This window comes from Microbacterium sp. NPDC007973, from assembly GCF_042958465.1.
In the GTDB taxonomy this organism is placed as follows: Bacteria; Actinomycetota; Actinomycetes; order Actinomycetales; family Microbacteriaceae; genus Microbacterium; species Microbacterium galbum.
In genome coordinates this window covers 177,382-194,230 of the sequence record NZ_JBIBJJ010000001.1, presented here as the reverse complement: position 1 = coordinate 194,230, position 16,849 = coordinate 177,382, and the positions used below count along the sequence as shown (strand labels likewise).

At 69.5% G+C, this 16,849-nt stretch carries 18 protein-coding genes and 1 pseudogene; 15 read left to right on the top strand and 4 right to left on the bottom strand.

Going from position 1 to position 16,849, the window contains the following annotated elements; translation table 11 throughout:
* The first annotated feature begins 27 nt into the window (after positions 1–27).
* From ACFZA2_RS01000 to ACFZA2_RS00980, 5 genes are read left to right on the top strand one after another with little or no spacing between them, the layout of a single operon-like run.
* Positions 28–1,122, top strand: a complete 1,095-nt coding sequence (locus tag ACFZA2_RS01000) for a histidinol-phosphate transaminase (protein WP_391401470.1) — start codon at positions 28–30, stop codon at positions 1,120–1,122.
* The gene (gene hisB / locus ACFZA2_RS00995) at positions 1,119–1,733 is read left to right on the top strand and encodes an imidazoleglycerol-phosphate dehydratase HisB (protein ID WP_315993074.1); all 615 of its coding nucleotides are present in this window, start codon (positions 1,119–1,121) and stop codon (positions 1,731–1,733) included. Before ACFZA2_RS01000 ends, hisB begins: the two co-directional genes overlap by 4 nt.
* Complete coding sequence (hisH, locus tag ACFZA2_RS00990) at positions 1,730–2,380, top strand: imidazole glycerol phosphate synthase subunit HisH (RefSeq protein WP_315993073.1); 651 nt, start codon at positions 1,730–1,732, stop codon at positions 2,378–2,380. Before hisB ends, hisH begins: the two co-directional genes overlap by 4 nt.
* A 46-nt stretch (positions 2,381–2,426) precedes the next feature.
* Positions 2,427–3,173, top strand: coding sequence for a bifunctional 1-(5-phosphoribosyl)-5-((5-phosphoribosylamino)methylideneamino)imidazole-4-carboxamide isomerase/phosphoribosylanthranilate isomerase PriA (gene priA / locus ACFZA2_RS00985; RefSeq protein ID WP_298875230.1), 747 nt, complete (start codon positions 2,427–2,429; stop codon positions 3,171–3,173).
* A complete protein-coding gene (locus tag ACFZA2_RS00980; protein ID WP_391399433.1) occupies positions 3,157–3,966 on the top strand; it encodes an SseB family protein in 810 nt (269 codons plus the stop codon). Before priA ends, ACFZA2_RS00980 begins: the two co-directional genes overlap by 17 nt.
* A 339-nt stretch (positions 3,967–4,305) precedes the next feature.
* On the opposite strand, the gene ACFZA2_RS00975 is transcribed toward ACFZA2_RS00980, so the two are convergent.
* Positions 4,306–4,731 (bottom strand): DUF1844 domain-containing protein, encoded by a 426-nt coding sequence (locus ACFZA2_RS00975; protein ID WP_076674769.1) that lies wholly within the window; start codon positions 4,729–4,731, stop codon positions 4,306–4,308.
* A 207-nt stretch (positions 4,732–4,938) separates the two neighbouring features.
* Between ACFZA2_RS00975 and infC the strand changes: the two genes are divergently transcribed.
* From infC to pheT, 10 genes are all read left to right on the top strand, one after another.
* Positions 4,939–5,604: a translation initiation factor IF-3 gene (infC, locus tag ACFZA2_RS00970; protein WP_108317775.1), complete on the top strand. Its 666-nt coding sequence runs from the start codon at positions 4,939–4,941 to the stop codon at positions 5,602–5,604.
* Between the two features lie 48 nt (positions 5,605–5,652).
* Positions 5,653–5,847: a 50S ribosomal protein L35 gene (gene rpmI, locus ACFZA2_RS00965; protein ID WP_013583375.1), complete on the top strand. Its 195-nt coding sequence runs from the start codon at positions 5,653–5,655 to the stop codon at positions 5,845–5,847.
* A gap of 29 nt (positions 5,848–5,876) precedes the next feature.
* Complete coding sequence (gene rplT, locus ACFZA2_RS00960) at positions 5,877–6,260, top strand: 50S ribosomal protein L20 (protein WP_013583374.1); 384 nt, start codon at positions 5,877–5,879, stop codon at positions 6,258–6,260.
* A gap of 104 nt (positions 6,261–6,364) precedes the next feature.
* A complete protein-coding gene (locus ACFZA2_RS00955; RefSeq protein WP_391399428.1) occupies positions 6,365–7,162 on the top strand; it encodes a TrmH family RNA methyltransferase in 798 nt (265 codons plus the stop codon).
* Positions 7,163–7,258: 96 nt separating this feature from the next.
* Complete coding sequence (locus ACFZA2_RS00950) at positions 7,259–8,020, top strand: amino acid ABC transporter ATP-binding protein (protein ID WP_315993069.1); 762 nt, start codon at positions 7,259–7,261, stop codon at positions 8,018–8,020.
* A 136-nt stretch (positions 8,021–8,156) separates the two neighbouring features.
* Positions 8,157–9,056, top strand: a complete 900-nt coding sequence (locus ACFZA2_RS00945) for a glutamate ABC transporter substrate-binding protein (protein ID WP_391399426.1) — start codon at positions 8,157–8,159, stop codon at positions 9,054–9,056.
* A 67-nt stretch (positions 9,057–9,123) separates the two neighbouring features.
* Positions 9,124–9,780: an amino acid ABC transporter permease gene (locus tag ACFZA2_RS00940; RefSeq protein WP_391399423.1), complete on the top strand. Its 657-nt coding sequence runs from the start codon at positions 9,124–9,126 to the stop codon at positions 9,778–9,780.
* Positions 9,777–10,673 carry an amino acid ABC transporter permease gene (locus ACFZA2_RS00935; protein ID WP_315993066.1) on the top strand — a complete coding sequence of 299 codons (897 nt, stop codon included), beginning with the start codon at positions 9,777–9,779 and terminating at the stop codon, positions 10,671–10,673. Before ACFZA2_RS00940 ends, ACFZA2_RS00935 begins: the two co-directional genes overlap by 4 nt.
* A 55-nt stretch (positions 10,674–10,728) precedes the next feature.
* Positions 10,729–11,769, top strand: a complete 1,041-nt coding sequence (gene pheS / locus ACFZA2_RS00930; RefSeq protein WP_315993065.1) for a phenylalanine--tRNA ligase subunit alpha — start codon at positions 10,729–10,731, stop codon at positions 11,767–11,769.
* Positions 11,769–14,279, top strand: coding sequence for a phenylalanine--tRNA ligase subunit beta (gene pheT / locus ACFZA2_RS00925; RefSeq protein ID WP_391399419.1), 2,511 nt, complete (start codon positions 11,769–11,771; stop codon positions 14,277–14,279). Before pheS ends, pheT begins: the two co-directional genes overlap by 1 nt.
* A 28-nt stretch (positions 14,280–14,307) precedes the next feature.
* On the opposite strand, the gene ACFZA2_RS00920 is transcribed toward pheT, so the two are convergent.
* The 3 genes and pseudogenes from ACFZA2_RS00920 to ACFZA2_RS00910 all read right to left on the bottom strand — a co-directional run.
* A complete protein-coding gene (locus ACFZA2_RS00920) occupies positions 14,308–15,378 on the bottom strand; it encodes an HTTM domain-containing protein (RefSeq protein ID WP_391399416.1) in 1,071 nt (356 codons plus the stop codon).
* On the bottom strand, positions 15,375–16,199 hold the full coding sequence (locus ACFZA2_RS00915) for a DUF5819 family protein (protein ID WP_391399414.1): 825 nt from the start codon (positions 16,197–16,199) through the stop codon (positions 15,375–15,377). Before ACFZA2_RS00915 ends, ACFZA2_RS00920 begins: the two co-directional genes overlap by 4 nt.
* Before the next feature lies 1 nt (position 16,200).
* Positions 16,201–16,849 (bottom strand): annotated as a pseudogene (locus ACFZA2_RS00910) (hypothetical protein); the annotation flags it as partial.

The window sequence follows — 16,849 nt, the reverse complement described above, 5'->3', positions numbered from 1 at the left end:
GATCCGTCGGTGTCACCGCCGCCTACGATGGGTGAGGTGAACGTACGCCTCGACGACCTCCCGCTTCGCGACGATCTCCGGGGCATGACGCCCTATGGGGCACCGCAGGCCGCGCTGCCCGTGGCGCTGAACGTGAACGAGAACACGCACCCCGTTCCGTCCGAAGTCGCCGACGACATCTTGGATGCCGTGGCTCGTGCCCTCCGCGATGTCAACCGGTATCCCGACCGCGAATTCACCACTCTCCGTGAGGCCTTCGCGCAGTACCTCGGGCACGGACTGAACCCCGATCAGATCTGGGCGGCCAACGGCTCGAACGAGGTCCTCCAGCACATCCTGCAGGCGTTCGGCGGTCCTGGCCGCTCGGCCATGGGATTCGCCCCCACCTACTCGATGTACCCGATCCTCACCCGCGCCACCGGCGCCCGGTGGATCGCCGGGGAGCGCGCGCACGACTTCACCCTCTCCGCTGAGTTCGCGGCGACGCAGGTGCGCGAGCAGCGTCCCGACATCGTCTTCCTCTGCGCCCCCAACAACCCCACGGGCACCCCGCTGCGCCTCGACGTCATCGAGGCGGTGTACGACGCCTTCGAGGGGGTCGTCATCGTCGACGAGGCCTACGAGGAGTTCGCCCCACGCGATGAGCCGTCGGCCATCTCGCTGCTGCCCGGGCGCCCGCGGCTGGTCGTCTCGCGCACGATGAGCAAGGCGTTCGCCTTCGCGGGAGCCCGCGTCGGCTACCTCGCCGCCGACCCCGCGTTCGTCGACGCGCTCCGCTTGGTGCGGCTGCCGTACCACCTCAGCGCGCTGACGCAGGCCGCCGCGACGGCCGCTCTCGGGCACGCCGACACCATGCTCTCGATGGTCGACGAGATCGTCGCGCAGCGCGACCGCATCTCGGCGACCGTGTCGGCGCTGGGATACACCGCGCACGAGTCCTGGACGAACTTCGTCCTTTTCGGGGGCGTCGACGATCCCGCCGCGACGTGGAAGGCGCTCTACGACCGGGGCGTGCTGATCCGCGACGTCGGCATCCCCCACCACCTCCGGGTCTCGGCCGGAACGGCCGACGAGACCACCGCGTTCCTGGACGCCCTCGCCTCGATAGGATCCCGAGCATGACCGCCCCCGCCACCCCCCGCACCGCCTCGATCACTCGCGAGACGAGCGAGTCCCGCGTCGAGCTCGAGCTCGACCTCGACGGTCGCGGCGTCAGCGACATCTCCACGAGCGTCCCGTTCTTCGATCACATGCTGACGGCGTTCGCGAAGCACTCCCTGACCGACCTGCGCGTGCGCGCGACGGGCGACACCCACATCGACGCGCACCACACCGTCGAAGACACCTCCATCGTCCTGGGTCAGGCCATTCGCCAGGCGCTCGGAGACAAGTCCGGCATCGCGCGGTACGGCGACGCGCTCGTTCCGCTCGACGAAGCTCTGGCGCAGGCGGTCGTCGACATCAGCGGACGCCCCTACCTCGTGCACACGGGGGAGCCCGCGGGCTTCGAGCACCACCTGATCGGCGGGCACTTCACCGGCTCGCTCGTGCGCCACTCGTTCGAGGCCATCTCGATCCACGGCGGCCTCACCGTGCACGTGCGCGTCGTCGGGGGACGCGATCCGCACCACATCGCCGAGGCGGAGTACAAGGCGTTCGCGCGTGCCTTCCGACAGGCCAAGGCCCTCGACCCGTTCGTCGACGGCATCCCGAGCACGAAGGGCGCGCTGTGACGGCCAAGCCGGTCGTCGCCGTCCTCGACTACGGCTCGGGCAACGTCCACTCCGCGGTCAAGGCGCTCGTCGAAGCCGGAGCCGACGCGCGGCTGACATCCGACCGCTCGTTGCTGATGGACGCCGACGGCCTCCTCGTCCCCGGCGTCGGCGCGTTCAGCGCCGTCATGGGCGCCCTGAACGCCAGTCGTGGGGGCGAGATCATCGATCGCCGGCTCGCGGGCGGTCGTCCGGTGCTCGGCATCTGCGTCGGCATGCAGGTGATGTTCGAGCGCGGCATCGAGCGCGGCACCGACACGCCCGGACTCGGTGAGTGGCCGGGCACCGTCGACGAACTCGCCGCCCCCGTGCTGCCGCACATGGGGTGGAACACGGTCGCCGCGGGGGAGGGATCGCGTCTTTTCGAGGGCATCGAACGAGAGCGCTTCTACTTCGTCCACTCGTACGCGGCGCAGGAGTGGTCGCTCGAGGTCACGCCGCCGTTCCCGCAGCCCGCGGTGACGTGGTGCACGTACGGTGCCCCCTTCATCGCCGCGGTCGAGAACGGTCCACTGGCCGCGACGCAGTTCCACCCCGAGAAGTCCGGAGATGCCGGCATCCGTCTTCTCGCCAATTGGATCGACGGGCTGCGCACGACTACTGTGTGACCTCGTGCCCGGGGCTGGCGAGAGGCGCCTACCGGCACGAGGAGCCATGAACGATTTCGCGTCCACGCCCGAGCTTGTCCTTCTTCCCGCGGTCGACGTGGCCGATGGGAAGGCCGTCCGTCTGACCCAGGGGGAGGCGGGCACCGAGACCAGCTACGGCGACCCCGTCGACGCCGCGGCCGACTTCGCGCGTCAGGGCGCGCAGTGGATCCACCTCGTGGACCTCGATGCCGCCTTCGGGCGCGGCAGCAACGCGAATGTCATGCGCAAGGTCATCAAGCAGGTCAAGGGCGTGCAGGTCGAGCTGTCGGGCGGCATCCGCGACGACCGCTCCCTCGAAGCCGCCCTCGAAAGCGGTGCGAGCCGCATCAACCTCGGCACGGCCGCGCTCGAGAACCCCGAGTGGGCCGCCGACGTCATCAACCGCTACGGCGAGGCGATCGCCGTCGGGCTCGACGTGCGCGGCACGACCCTCGCGGCGCGCGGTTGGACCCGCGACGGCGGTGACCTGTGGACCGTCCTGCAGCGCCTGGAAGACGCGGGCTGCAGCCGCTACGTCGTGACCGACGTGACGAAGGACGGCACGCTGCGCGGTCCCAACATCGAGCTTCTGCGCGAGATGACCCAGCGCACCCCGAAGCCCATCGTCGCCTCCGGCGGCGTGTCGAGCCTCGACGACATCGCGGCGCTCCGCGAGCTCGTGCCGCTGGGCGTCGAGGGCGCCATCGTGGGCAAGGCGCTCTACGCGGGACAGTTCACCCTCGCTGAGGCGCTGGATGTCGCCGGACACTGACGGTCCTCGCGCCGGCGGTCCCCACGACCACGGGCACCGCGCCGATTCCGCGGGCGTTCCCTGGGAGGGGCGCCGTTTCGAGTCGAACCCGCACTCCGGTGACGACGGCTCGGCCGACCCGACGCTGCTCGCTGCTCTCGTCGCGTTCCGCGCGGGCGACGGCGACGCGCGCGCCGTCGTCGACGCTTATCGCGACGCGCGACTGCTGATCCCGCTGGTCGCCGAGAAGGGCGACCACGGTATCGGTGCTCACGGCCTCGAGGTCGACAAGACGCAGGAGTTGTCGATCGTGACGGTTGCCGCCCCCGACGGTCGCAAGGTGCTCCCCGTGTTCACCTCGGTGACCGCCCTGCAGACCTGGGATGCCGCGGCCCGCCCCGTGCCGGCCGACGGGCGTCGCACGGCCCTGGCTGCAGCGTCCGAGGACACCGAGCTCATCGTCATCGACCCGGCGTCGGAGACGGAGTTCGTCATCCGGCGCCCCGCCGTCTGGGCGATCGCGCAGGGGGAGTCGTGGGAACCGGCCCACACGTCTCCCGCGATCTTCACCGGCCTGCAGGAAAGCATCTCGGGAGAACTCGCGGTGCTCGACCTCGCCGTCGAGTCGGGCGACCCCACCGGCCGCCTGCGTGGTCCCGAGCTGGTGGTGCACCTCCAGCTCATGTCGGGCCTCGAGCAGGAGGAACTGGATGCCGTGCTCGCCCGCATCGCACGCCGATGGTCGGCCGACGACCGCATCGCGGTGCTGGTGGATTCTCTGACGGTGAAGCTGCACCGCAGCAAGGACGTCTGAGGAACACGTTCCCGCCGGACGTCACCAGAACAGGGGATGCCACGGCACCAGGCCGTTTTCGACGCGGTCGACCTGTTCTCGTGGCATCCCCTGTTCTCACGACAGGCCGTGGCCCCCGCGGGTGTCACGGCGGAGCCGGCCTGCGGCGGGAGAGGGCGGAGGGATGCCGCTTCGCTGGGCAATCGGGGCAGGGGTCCCCTACGCCCGCGGGTGTCACGGCGGAGCCGGCCTGCGGCACAGGGCGCAGTGATGCCCCCTTCCCCAGGCAATCGGGGTAGGGGCCCTGCTCTTGCCTGGGGGAGGGGGCATCACGGAGCCCGGTACCCCAGAACGAACGACTTACGTGACGGGACCCGTCCACTTCTCGCCCGGCCCCTTGCCGATCGGGTCGGGGATGACGGAGGCCTCGCGGAACGCCAGCTGCAGCGAACGCAGCCCGTCGCGCAGTGAGCGCGCGTGCATGTCGCTGATCTCGGGCGCGCCCGCGGTGATGAGACCGGCGAGGGAGTTGATGAGCTTGCGGGCCTCGTCGAGGTCGAGCTGCTCGGCGGGGTTGTCGGCCAGGCCGGTCTTGACGGCGGCGGCGCTCATGAGATGGACCGCCGCGGTGGTGATGACCTCGACCGCGGGCACGTCGGCGATGTCGCGCGTGGCGGAGGCCGAGGCGCGCTCCTGCTCCTCCCAGCGCGCGAGCCGCTCGTCTTCTCCGCCGTGGCGGTGCGCGGCGTGGTCGTCGGAGGGGTGGTCGGAGGGGATCGTGTCCACGTGAATCTCTCTGCTAGACTATGGCGGGCTTCGGAGTGTCTCACTCCGTACGAAAGAGGATCACATCCCACCCGCGCTTGCCGCTCCAGGCTACCGGGTTCCCGCACTCCGCTCCGTTTCGCACGGGGTCGCCAGGGTGCAGAAGCCGGTGCTGACAGCACCGTGCCGGGTGGCGTGTGTACTCCTCTTCGCCCGCGATTCCATCGGATCGCGGCGGCCACCACCCGCACACAAGAGGAGTTCCGCATCAGCGATCCCCGCACCAACGAGCGCATCCGAGTCCCGGAGGTCCGTCTCGTCGGACCCAACGGCGAGCAGGTCGGCATCGTCCGAATCGAAGCTGCGCTGCGCCTGGCCCAGGAAGCGGACCTCGACCTGGTCGAGGTTGCGCCGAGCTCGAAGCCGCCCGTGGTCAAGATCATGGATTACGGCAAGTTCAAGTACGAGGCCGCTCAGAAGGCCAAGGAGACGCGTCGTAACCAGGCGAACACGGTCCTCAAAGAGGTTCGTTTCCGTCTGAAGATCGAAGCCCACGACTACATCACCAAGCTCAAGCGCGCCGAGGGGTTCCTGCAGGCGGGCGACAAGGTGAAGGCGATGATCCTGTTCCGTGGTCGTGAGCAGTCGCGTCCCGAGCAGGGTGTGCGCCTGCTCCGCAAGTTCGCCGAAGACGTCGCCGAGTTCGGCACGGTCGAGTCGAACCCCACGATCGACGGCCGCAACATGGTGATGGTGGTCGCTCCTCACAAGAACAAGTCCGAGGTCAAGACCGAGCAGAACGCGCAGCGCGCGGCGAACCGCGAGGCAGCGCGCAGCGCGGCCCGCGGCGATTCGGCCCCGGAAGAAACGCCGACCTCGGCCCCCGCCGAGTAAAGCTCCCCAGACTCCCGCTCCGCCGGGATCACCAACGAAGGAAGACAGATGCCGAAGCAGAAGACCCACTCGGGTGCCAAGAAGCGCTTCAAGCTCACCGGTAGCGGCAAGCTCATGAAGCAGCAGGCCGGTATGCGCCACAACCTCGAAGGCAAGGCCTCGAAGCGCACCCGCCGCCTCAACCAGGAGCAGGTCCTGGCCAAGGGTGACTCGAAGGTCGCCAAGAAGCTCCTCGGTCTCTGAGCGCCGACGCACGTTAGGAAGAAACAGAAATGGCTAGAGTCAAGCGGGCAGTAAACGCCCACAAGAAGCGTCGCGTCATCCTCGAGCGCGCCTCCGGTTACCGCGGACAGCGTTCGCGCCTGTACCGCAAGGCCAAGGAGCAGGTCACCCACTCCCTGGTCTACGCGTACCGCGACCGCCGCAAGCGCAAGGGCGACTTCCGCCGTCTGTGGATCCAGCGCATCAACGCCGCATCCCGTCAGAACGGCCTCACCTACAACCGCTTCATCCAGGGCCTCGGCCTCGCGGGTGTGCAGGTCGACCGCCGCATGCTCGCCGAGCTCGCGGTGAACGAGCCCGCCGTGTTCGCCTCGCTCGTGCAGACCGCCAAGGCTGCGCTGCCCAGCGACGTCAACGCTCCGAAGACCGCGTAAGTCGCATCTTCTCCCGAAACGGGCGTCCTCCTCGGAGGGCGCCCGTTTCGTCGTCCGCGCGCGGCATCCCGGGCCCCATGCCATCAGCGCCATACACTGGTCACGTGCTGGAGAACCCCCGTTCGCCGCGGGTGCGCGCCGTGGCCAAGCTCAGCAAACGCGCTGCCCGCCAGGAGACCGGCCTCTTCCTTCTCGAGGGTCCGCAGGCCGCCAGAGAGGCGCTCGCCTACGCGGCCGAGACCGTTCTGGAGCTCTACGCGACGCCGACGGCGATGGAGAAGCACACCGACGTGCGCGAGGCCGCGGAGCGCGCCGATGTCGAGGTGCAGTACACGACCGAAGCGGTGCTGGACGCCATGGCCGACACCGTGACGCCGCAGGGGATCATCGCGGTCGCCCGGCAGTCACCGACGGCGTTGAAGGACGTGCTCGCAGCCGGCCCCCGTCTCGTCGCGATCTGCGAAGAGGTGCGCGATCCCGGCAACCTCGGCACGATCATCCGCGCCGCGGATGCCGCCGGGGCCGACGCCGTGATCCTGACCGGTCGCACCGTCGATCCGTACAACCCGAAGGTCGTCCGCTCGACCACCGGATCCTTGTTCCACGTCGCCGTGGCCGTCGACCTCGAGCTCCCCGACGTCGTCGCCCGGATGCACGAGGCGGGGCTGCGCGTCGTCGCGGCCGACGTCGACGGCGACGACTTCCTGGCATCCCGCGATCGCCTGGCCGAGCCCACGGCCTGGTTGTTCGGCAACGAGGCACGCGGACTCGACGACGATGCCCTGGCGCACGCCGACCTCGCCCTCCGCCTGCCCATCTACGGTCGTGCGGAGTCGCTGAACCTCGCGACCGCCGCGAGCGTCTGCCTCTACGAGACCGCTTTCGCCCAGCGGGCCGTCTGAGGGCGGCAGAGCTCGCGCCGTTCCCGGCTGTTACAGAACGGTTAAGGCGCGCGCCGGAATGTGGTCGGACGCACAACATCCTCATAGGGTGAAGGCATGGCATCCGTTCCCCCGGCGGGCTCTGCGCCCCTCGTCGTCGTCTCCGATGTGCAGAAGCACTACGGCCAGTTCCAGGCGCTGAAGGACATCGACCTCACCGTCGACCGCGGCGAGGTGGTCGTCGTGATCGGCCCGTCCGGGTCGGGCAAGTCGACGCTGTGCCGCACCATCAACCGTCTCGAGACCATCACGAGCGGTTCGATCACCATCGACGGCAAGGAACTTCCCAAAGAGGGGAAGGGCCTGGCCGAGCTGCGTGCCGATGTCGGCATGGTCTTCCAGTCGTTCAACCTGTTCGCCCACCTGACGATCCTCGAGAACGTCATGCTCGGTCCCCTCAAGGTCCGCAAGATGAAGAAGGCGGATGCCGAGAAGGAGGCGCGGGCGCTCCTGGAGCGCGTGGGCGTCGGCCACCAGGCCGACAAGCTCCCCGCCCAGCTTTCGGGAGGTCAGCAGCAGCGCGTCGCGATCGCCCGTGCCCTGGCGATGAAGCCCAAGGTCATGCTGTTCGACGAGCCCACCTCGGCGCTCGACCCCGAGATGATCAACGAGGTGCTCGACGTCATGGTCGGCCTCGCCAAGGACGGGATGACGATGATCGTCGTCACCCACGAGATGGGCTTCGCCCGCAAGGCCGCGAACCGCGTGGTCTTCATGGCCGACGGGCAGATCGTCGAGCAGGCGGCCCCCGAGCAGTTCTTCACGCAGCCGGAGTCCGACCGGGCGAAGGACTTCCTCTCGAAGCTCATCACGCACTGACGCATGACCCCGGACGGCAGAGGACGAGGAGGTTCTGGCCGAGATTCGAGCGTCGCTCCACCTCGTTCCGATGACGCGCGCCGTCCCCGTTGACCCTTATTCGCACAGCACACATTCGTTACCAAGGAGACATCACATGCGTAAGACACGTTTTCTGGCCGGCGCGAGCATCGTCGCCGCCGGCCTGCTGGCACTGACCGCCTGCAACAGCGGCACCCCGGGCGCCGCCCCCGCCGAGGGCGACGGCGCCGACACGACCCAGCTGTGGGAGGTCGCGTCCGACGTCTCGCTCGACGGCAGCCCCACCTACGACCGCATGGTCTCGGCCGACAAGGTCGTCGTCGGCGTCAAGGAGGACCAGCCCGGTCTCGGGTTCAAGGACCCGATCAGCGGCGACCGGGGCGGTTTCGACGTCGAGATCGCCCAGTGGATCGCGGCTTCGCTCGGCTTCGACGCCGACAAGATCGAGTACAAGACCATCCCCTCCGCGAACCGCGAGCAGGAGCTGGTCAATGGCAACATCGACTACTACGTCGGCACCTACTCGATCACCGACAAGCGCAAGGCGCAGATCGACTTCGCGGGTCCCTACCTCATCACGGGTCAGGGCCTGCTCGTCGCCGCCGACAACGAGGACATCACCGGACCGGACGACCTGGCCGGCAAGATCGTCTGCTCGGTGACCGGTTCGACGCCGCTGCAGCGCATCCGCGACGAGTACAACCCGGGCGACACGGTCGAGTACGACACCTACACGCAGTGCCTCGAGCAGCTGCGCGCGGGCTCGGTCGACGCGGTCACCACCGACCAGGCGATCCTCGCCGGCTACGTGGCCCAGGAGCCCGAGACCTTCAAGATCGCCGGCGACACCTTCAGCGAGGAGCGCTACGGCGTCGGCCTCCCCAAGGGCGACACGGTGCTGAAGGACCACATCAACACCCTGTTCAACGACGGCGGCGACGTCTGGACCGCGCTGTTCGAGAAGAACCTCGCGCCGGCCGGCATCAAGGGCGAGCAGCCCACCGCCGACGAGTGATCCGATCGGGGGCGGTGCGGCTGTCCGCGCCCGCCCCCGATTCCCTCCTTCGAGATAAGGACCATGCATGGGTGTCATCACCGACAACCTCGACATCTGGAGCCAAGCGCTCGTCGGCACGCTCGTGCTGTTCTTCGCCGGCGGCGCGCTCGCGCTCGTCCTCGGCATCATCGTCGGCGCGATGCGCGTCTCGCCCGTGCCGATCGCGCGCGGGGTCGGGACGTTCTACGTCAGCGCCATCCGCAACACCCCCCTCACGTTGGTGTTCTTCGCCTTCGTGTTCGCTCTGCCCCCTCTTCTCGGACTCCGCCTGACCGGTGAGGTGTCGCTGGTGCTGGGCATCTGCGCCCTGGGCATCTACACCGCCACCTACGTCGCCGAAGCGATCCGATCGGGGGTGAACACGGTCCCGGTCGGTCAAGCAGAGGCCGCGCGCGCCCTGGGCCTGACCTTCGGGCAGGTCATGTCGCTGGTCGTGCTGCCCCAGGCGTTCCGCTCGGTCATCCCCCCGATGGTGAGCGTCTTCATCGCCCTGCTGAAGAACACCACCGTCGCCGCGGGCTTCTCCATCGTGAACCTCGGATCGGTCCGCAACTACCTCAGTGAGCGGGGAGAGAACGCGTTCATCGTGATCCTGTGGATCATGGTCGTGTTCGTCGCGCTCGTGCTCCTGCTGTCATGGGTGCAGCGAACGCTCGAGAACCGATGGAGGGTCGCCCGATGAGCAGCGTCCTGTACGACGTCCCCGGCCCCAAGGCCGTCCTGCGCAATCGCATCCTGGGCGTGCTCACGATCCTGGTCGTGCTCGCCATCGTGGGCTTCTTCGTGTGGCGACTCGCCGACACCGGCCAATTCACGGCCAAGAAATGGTCGGCGTTCACCTACACGAACGTGTGGGCGAGCATCTTGGATGCCACGCTGGCCACGCTCGCCGCCTTCGCCGCCGCCGCCGTCGGTGCTCTCGTGCTCGGTTTCGTCCTCGCGATCGGGCGTCTCTCCGATCACGCGTGGGTGCGCTGGCCCTTCACCGCCGTGATCGAGGTCTTCCGCGCGATCCCGGTGCTCGTCTTCATGTTCCTCCTCTACTACGGGTTCCCGGTCATCGGGATCCGCATGGAGCCGTACTGGGCGGTGGTCATCGCCCTCGTCTGCTACAACGGATCGGTCCTTGCCGAGGTCATCCGCGCCGGCGTCGAGTCGCTGCCGAAGGGGCAGTCGGAGGCGGGATACGCGATCGGTCTGCGCAAGGCCGGCGTGATGCGCCTCGTGCTGCTGCCCCAGGCGATCCGCGCCATGATGCCCGTCATCATCGCGCAGCTCGTGGTGACCCTGAAGGACACCGCCCTCGGTTTCGTCATCACCTACCCCGAGCTGCTGTTCTACGCGAAGTACATCGGTGCGCAGCCCGTCGTCGGTTCGCCGATCGTCCCGGCGACGATCGTGGTCGGCGCGATCTACATCGCGCTGTGCCTTCTGCTGTCGTTCGTGGCGACCCTCGTCGAGAAGCGGCTCCGTCGCTCGTCGCGCGGCGACGTCGCCGCGCCCGTGCAGCCCCTGCAGCAGGGAGCGACCGACACCTCGCTGATCGTCGCCCAGCGCGGCGGGTCAACGATCTGAGTCATCGCACCGACGGGCGGGGGAGTGTCCCCGCCCGTCGGTAGACTCTCATCTCGTGTCCGACGCACCCGAGATCACCCCCGAGGCCGTCGCCTCCGCCGTCGAAGCCGCTCTCGCGGCCATCGCCGCGGCCGCGACCACGGCCGAGTTGAAAGCCGCCCGCTCCGCGCACACCGGGGAGCAGTCCTCCCTCGCGCGCCTGAACGCCCAGATGCGCCACGTGGCCCCCGAGCAGAAGGCCGCGGTCGGCAAGCTCGTCGGCCAGGCGCGCGGCCAGGTCAATCAGGCGCTCGCCGCTCGCGAGGCGGAACTGGCCGCCGCCGAGACGGCTGCGCAGCTCGAGGCCGAGCGCATCGACGTCACGGCGCTGCCGCAGCGCGCCCGTGTCGGTGCGCGGCATCCCATCTCCCTCCTGCAGGAGCAGGTGTCCGACATCTTCGTCGGCATGGGCTGGGAGATCGCAGAGGGGCCGGAGCTCGAGCACGAGTGGTTCAACTTCGATGCGTTGAACTTCGACGTCGACCACCCCGCGCGCCAGATGCAGGACACGTTCTTCGTGGATCCGGTCGCCCGTCACCTGGTGCTGCGCACGCACACCAGCCCCGTCCAGGTGCGTTCGATGCTGGAGCGCGACCTGCCCATCTACGTGCTGTGCCCGGGCCGGGTGTACCGCACCGACGAGTTCGACGCGACGCACCTGCCGGTGTTCACGCAGTTCGAGGGGCTCGTCGTCGACAAGGGCATCACCATGGCCCACCTCAAGGGCACCCTCGACCACGCGGCGCGCGTGCTGTTCGGGCCCGAGGCGAAGACGCGCTTCCGCGCCAACTTCTTCCCGTTCACCGAGCCGAGCGCAGAGCTCGATCTGTGGCATCCCACCTTCAAGGGCGGGGCGCGATGGATCGAGTGGGGCGGTTGCGGAATGGTGAACCCCAACGTCCTGCGGGCGGCCGGCATCGACCCCGAGGAGTACTCGGGCTTCGCCTTCGGCATGGGCATCGAGCGCACGCTCATGTTCCGCAGCGATGTGCAGGACATGCGCGACATGGCCGAGGGCGATGTGCGCTTCAGTGAGCAGTTCGGAATGGTGGTCTGATGCGCGTCCCTCTATCCTGGTTGCGCGAGTACGTCGACGTGCCCGCCGAGGCCACGCCCGACGACGTCCTGGCGGCGCTCGTATCGGTCGGCTTCGAAGAAGAAGACGTGCACCGCTTCGAGCTCAGCGGTCCCATCGTCGTCGGACAGGTGCAGGAGTTCACCCCCGAGCCGCAGTCCAACGGCAAGACCATCCGCTGGTGCCAGGTCGACGTGGGCGAGGCCCACGGGGGAGTCCGCGGCATCGTGTGCGGGGCGGGCAACTTCTTCCCCGGTGACAAGGTCGTGGTGACCCTTCCCGGCTCCGTGCTGCCGGGGCCGTTCCCGATCGCGGCGCGGAAGACGTACGGGCACGTGTCCGACGGCATGATCGCCTCGGCCAAGGAGCTCGGGCTCGGCAGCGAGCACAGCGGCATCCTGCGTCTGGTCGACCTCGGGATCGATGCGCCGGTGGGGACGGATGCCATCGCACTGCTGGGTCTCGACGACGTCGCCGTCGAGATCAACGTCACCCCCGACCGCGGCTACGCCCTGTCGCTGCGCGGCGTGGCGCGCGAGTACTCGCACGCGACGGGCGCGGCGTTCCGCGACCCCGGGACGGGCCACGACGAGGCCGTCTCGCGCACGCCGTCGGGTTTCCCGATCGCCGTCGACGACCGCGCGCCCATCCGCGGACGCGCCGGGGCGAGCGAATTCGTCGCGCGCATCGTGCGCGACGTCGACCCCTCACGCCCGACGCCGCCGTGGATGATCACGAGGCTGTCTCTGGCCGGCATCCGCTCGCTCGGTGTGCTGATCGACATCACCAACTACGTCATGCTCGAGCTCGGACAGCCGATCCACGGCTACGACCTCGACCGCCTGCAGGGCGGAATCACGGTCCGCCGCGCCGAGGAGGGCGAGAAGCTCGAGACCCTCGACGGGCAGGTGCGCACCCTCAGCGCGGAAGACCTGCTCATCACCGACGAGTCGGGGCCGATCGGTCTCGCGGGCGTCATGGGCGGCGGGCCGACCGAGATGAGCGATGCGACGCGCAACGTCCTCATCGAGGCCGCGACCTTCGACCAGGTCACGATCGCGCGGACCGCGCGGCGCCACAAGCTTCCGTCGGAGGCCTCGCGCCGCTTCGAGCGCGGCGTCGACCCGCTGGTGCCGTACGTGGCGGCCGAGCGCGTGGCCTCGCTGATGGTGGAGCTCGCCGGCGGCACGCTCGACGCCGACCTCGGTGGCTCGCTGTCGTCGTCGCACCGCCGCGAGCCCCTCACGCTGCCCGCCGGCTTCGTCTCGGGTCTGATCGGCGTGGACTACACCGACGACGAGACCGTCTCGGCTCTGCGACTGATCGGATGCAGCGTCGACGAGCGCGACGGCGGATGGGCGGTGACGCCTCCGTCGTGGCGCCCCGATCTGACCGACAAGTGGACGCTCGCCGAGGAGGTCGCCCGCATCGAGGGCTACGACCGCATCCCCTCGGTGCTCCCCACGCCGCCGTCGGGCCGGGGTCTGACCTCCGCCCAGCAGGGGCGTCGTCGCGTGGCGAACGCCCTGGCCGCGGCCGGTTTCGTCGAGACGCCGTCGTTCCCCTTCACCACCGAGGAGCAGAACGCCCTTCACGGCTCGCCCTCCGGCGACCCGCTGCCCAGCGTCAAGCTCGCGAACCCGCTCGACGGTCTCGCGCCGTTCCTGCGCCGCTCGCTGATCCCGGCGCTGTTGCAGGTGGCGCACCGCAACGTCTCGCGCGGCATCGTCGACCTCGCGCTCTTCGAGACGGGGACGGTGTTCCTTCCGAAGCCCGGGGTGCAGTACGGCACGCCCTCGGTTCCGCCGCTGGCCGTGCGGCCCGACGCCGCCACCCTCGCCGCGCTCGACGCGTCGATCCCGCCGCAGCGCCGACACGTCGCGATCCTGCTGGCCGGGCACTCCGTCGCGAAGCAGCCCGGGCAGCCCGCTCTGGCCGCCGATCTCGCGGACGCCGTCGACGCGGTGCGCGTGCTCGCCGCGGCCGCGGGGCTCGACATCGAGCTCGTGCAGGCCCAGCGCGCGGCTCTGCACCCCGGACGCACCGCCCGCGTGCTCGCCGCGGGCCAGGACATCGGCTACGTCGGCGAGCTGCTGCCGACCGTGTCGGCCGAGGCCGATCTGCCCGGACGCGTGCTGGTGGCCGAGCTCGACCTCGACGCGATGCTGGAGCTCGCGCAGTCGCGCGTGGTCGCGGCATCCCTGTCGGGATTCCCGGCCGCGACCCAGGACGTGTCGCTGACCGTGCCGTTGGACGTCGCCGCGGGGGAGGTGCGCGCCGCGCTCCTCGAGGGAGGAGCCCCGCTCCTCGAGGGCGCCCGCCTCGTCGACGACTACCGCGGCCCGGGGCTCGCCCAGGGCACGAAGAGCCTCACGTTCGCGCTGCGCTTCCGCGCCGCCGACCGCACGCTGACGGCGGCGGAGGCGACCGATGCCAAGCTCGCGGGCGTCGCGGTGGCCGCCGAACGATTCGGCGCGGCGATCCGCGACTGACGACGCCGCTCCTGGAGCGCCGCCCGGCTCACGCCGCGCGGCGCTCCGGTGCGTTCGGCTGCTCCTCGGTGACGCTGGCGCGGGCCGCGTGGATCGCGGCCCGGGTACGGCGCCGCAGCGCACGCGCCACGGCGGCGATTCGAAGCCACGAGGCGTCGCGGATGAGCAGGAGGTCGAGGGCGATCATCGCCAATGAGAACGGCCAGAGTCCGAGGAGCAGTCCGATTCCGACGTGCGTCAGGGCGAGGCCGGTGACGGCGACGTAGCGAGACGGCTTCCACAACAGCGCGACGGGGAAGGTCAGCTGCACGGCGAGCGCGAACCACGTTCCCAGCATGATGAAGGGGGTCACCTGCCACGCCGCCTCGCTCAGAGCGGGGAGGACCTGGAACTCGGTCAGCGACAGGGCGTAGTACAACGCGGTCCCGGAGAGCCATTCCTCGCCCTGCAGCTTGAGGATCGACGACACCAGGTAGACCAGCAGGATCTGGTAGCAGCACAGGATGAGCGCCGTGTTGTGCAGCAGAGGCGACAGCCACTCCGGCATCCGCCGATGGATGCCGGCGAACCGGCCGACGCGGTCTCCTCGCCGTCGGCGGAGCCAGGCGTCCACCGAGAAGTGCCGGCTCAGGTCGGCGAAGAGCGCGAAGACCAGCACGATGCGCATGAGCGTGTCGCCGCCATTGGTGAGCAGCATCGTGTTTGTCGACAGGCCGACCCAGAACAACAGGAGTACCGGCGTGACCCACCGGGTCTTCACCCCGACGAGGAACAGCAGCACGAGGACGATGAGCGTGACGTACGCGACGTCGAACAGCACCGGATCGCTCTTGGAGAAGATCAACCGGAACGGCTCCCACCACCCACGGCGCCGCGCTTCGGGTTCCACCCACCAGGATCCCGCTCCCCAGAGGTAGTGCCGGTCGGCGAAGCTGGGCAGCAGGACCAGCAGCATCGCGACGGCGAAAATGATCCGCAGCAACGAGAACCCGATGGTCGCGTGGGGCTTCGAGGTGAGCCACCCCTGGAAGCCGTTCCAGAGACGGTCCGGGCGGAGGCGTTCGCGCCATCCGCCCCGCCGCGCGAAGGGAAGGGTCATGGTCGCTCCTCACCGGTGTAACGGGTCTGCACGTCGGCGAAGATGTCGCGGACCGATGCGTCGTCGGGCTGCTCGGCTTGTCGCCAGCCGAAGGTGAGCCGCGACAGGTCGAACTGGCGTTCGTCGTCGAAGCGGTGCAGGAAGTCGTTCGGACGGTCGAACTGCGCCTGCCAGCGCACGCGTTCGACCTCGTGGCCGAGGTACGCCTCGGTGAACACCGTCGTGAAGCGGTTCAGCATGTAGTCGTATCGGATGAACGGGACGGCGGCGCCGTCGTCGTCGCCGAGGCCGTCGAGCTCGGCGAGCAGGTCGGCATCCGGGATCGCGGCGAATCCATCCCCGGCGCGCTCGATGAACGTGTCCTGCACGCGTTCCTGCTGCGCCTCGGAGAGCTCGTTGTAACGCTCGAGGTATGTCCCGAGCGCGTTGCCGCTGTTCTTCGAGATGCGTGAGGGGGCCGGGATGCCGCGTGTCGACGCCAACTCCATGTGGGTGACGTCCACCCACTCGCTGGTCTGCAGGTCGCCGTTGTCATCCCGCCACTGAGCCTGCACCTGCAGCGCGCTGTTGACGCGCAGGATGTTCGGGGCGAAGACGTCCCACCGCTGGGAGAAGTACGGAGCGAAGCCGTCGCTGACAGCGGCGCGCGCGGGGGACGGGGGTGCCGTGAACGTCGCGCTGACGAAGACGTACCCCCCGATCAACGCCACGGCGGCGACCGTCGCGAGGGTGGGCGCGAGACGACCCCGGGCCGCTGGAGCGGGCCGGGGGGCGGGGGCCGGCCGCGTGGTGCGGCCGGCCCCCTTCTTGGTGGCGGTCATGTCAGCCGCTCAACGATCCCGAATCGGATCCGTCGGCCGGATCGGCGGTACGTCCGCGCTGCTGGCCCGGATGCGACGACGAGCGTGTCGTCCTGCCGCCCCGGGAATCGGGCGGCACCTCCGTTGGGGTCGATCGCGGCGCGGTGCGCGATGCGGGGGTCGTGGCGGTGGCGTCGTGACGGGCCGGGGCCGCTGCGGACGAGACCGTCGCGGTCGATCGCATCGCCGACGCTGCCGGCGGAGCGGTGAAGAGCGTTCCCTGCGAAACGGCCGTCGAGGTGCGCGGCAGCTGACCACGGCGGCGGGCCGCCATCAGCACCAGGCCGGCCAGGAGCAGACCACCTGCGAGGAGCGAGAACGACGCGGTGCTGGATGCCGTGTCGGAACCCGTCACGGCGAGCTGGGCGCTCGTCGGGGGTGCGGCGTGCCCGGCCGGGGTTCCGGAACGGTTCGAGGAGTCCGTCGAGTCGGTGGCGTCATGCGAATCGGTGGAGTCGGTGGAGTCCTTTGCCTCGGTGGAGTCCTTGGAGTCCTTGGAGTCCTTGGCTTCGGTGGAGTCCTTGGAGTCCTTGGCTTCGGTGGAGTCCTTGGAGTCCTTGGCTTCGGTGGAGTCCTTGGAGTCCTTGGCTTCGGTGGAGTCCTTGGAGTCG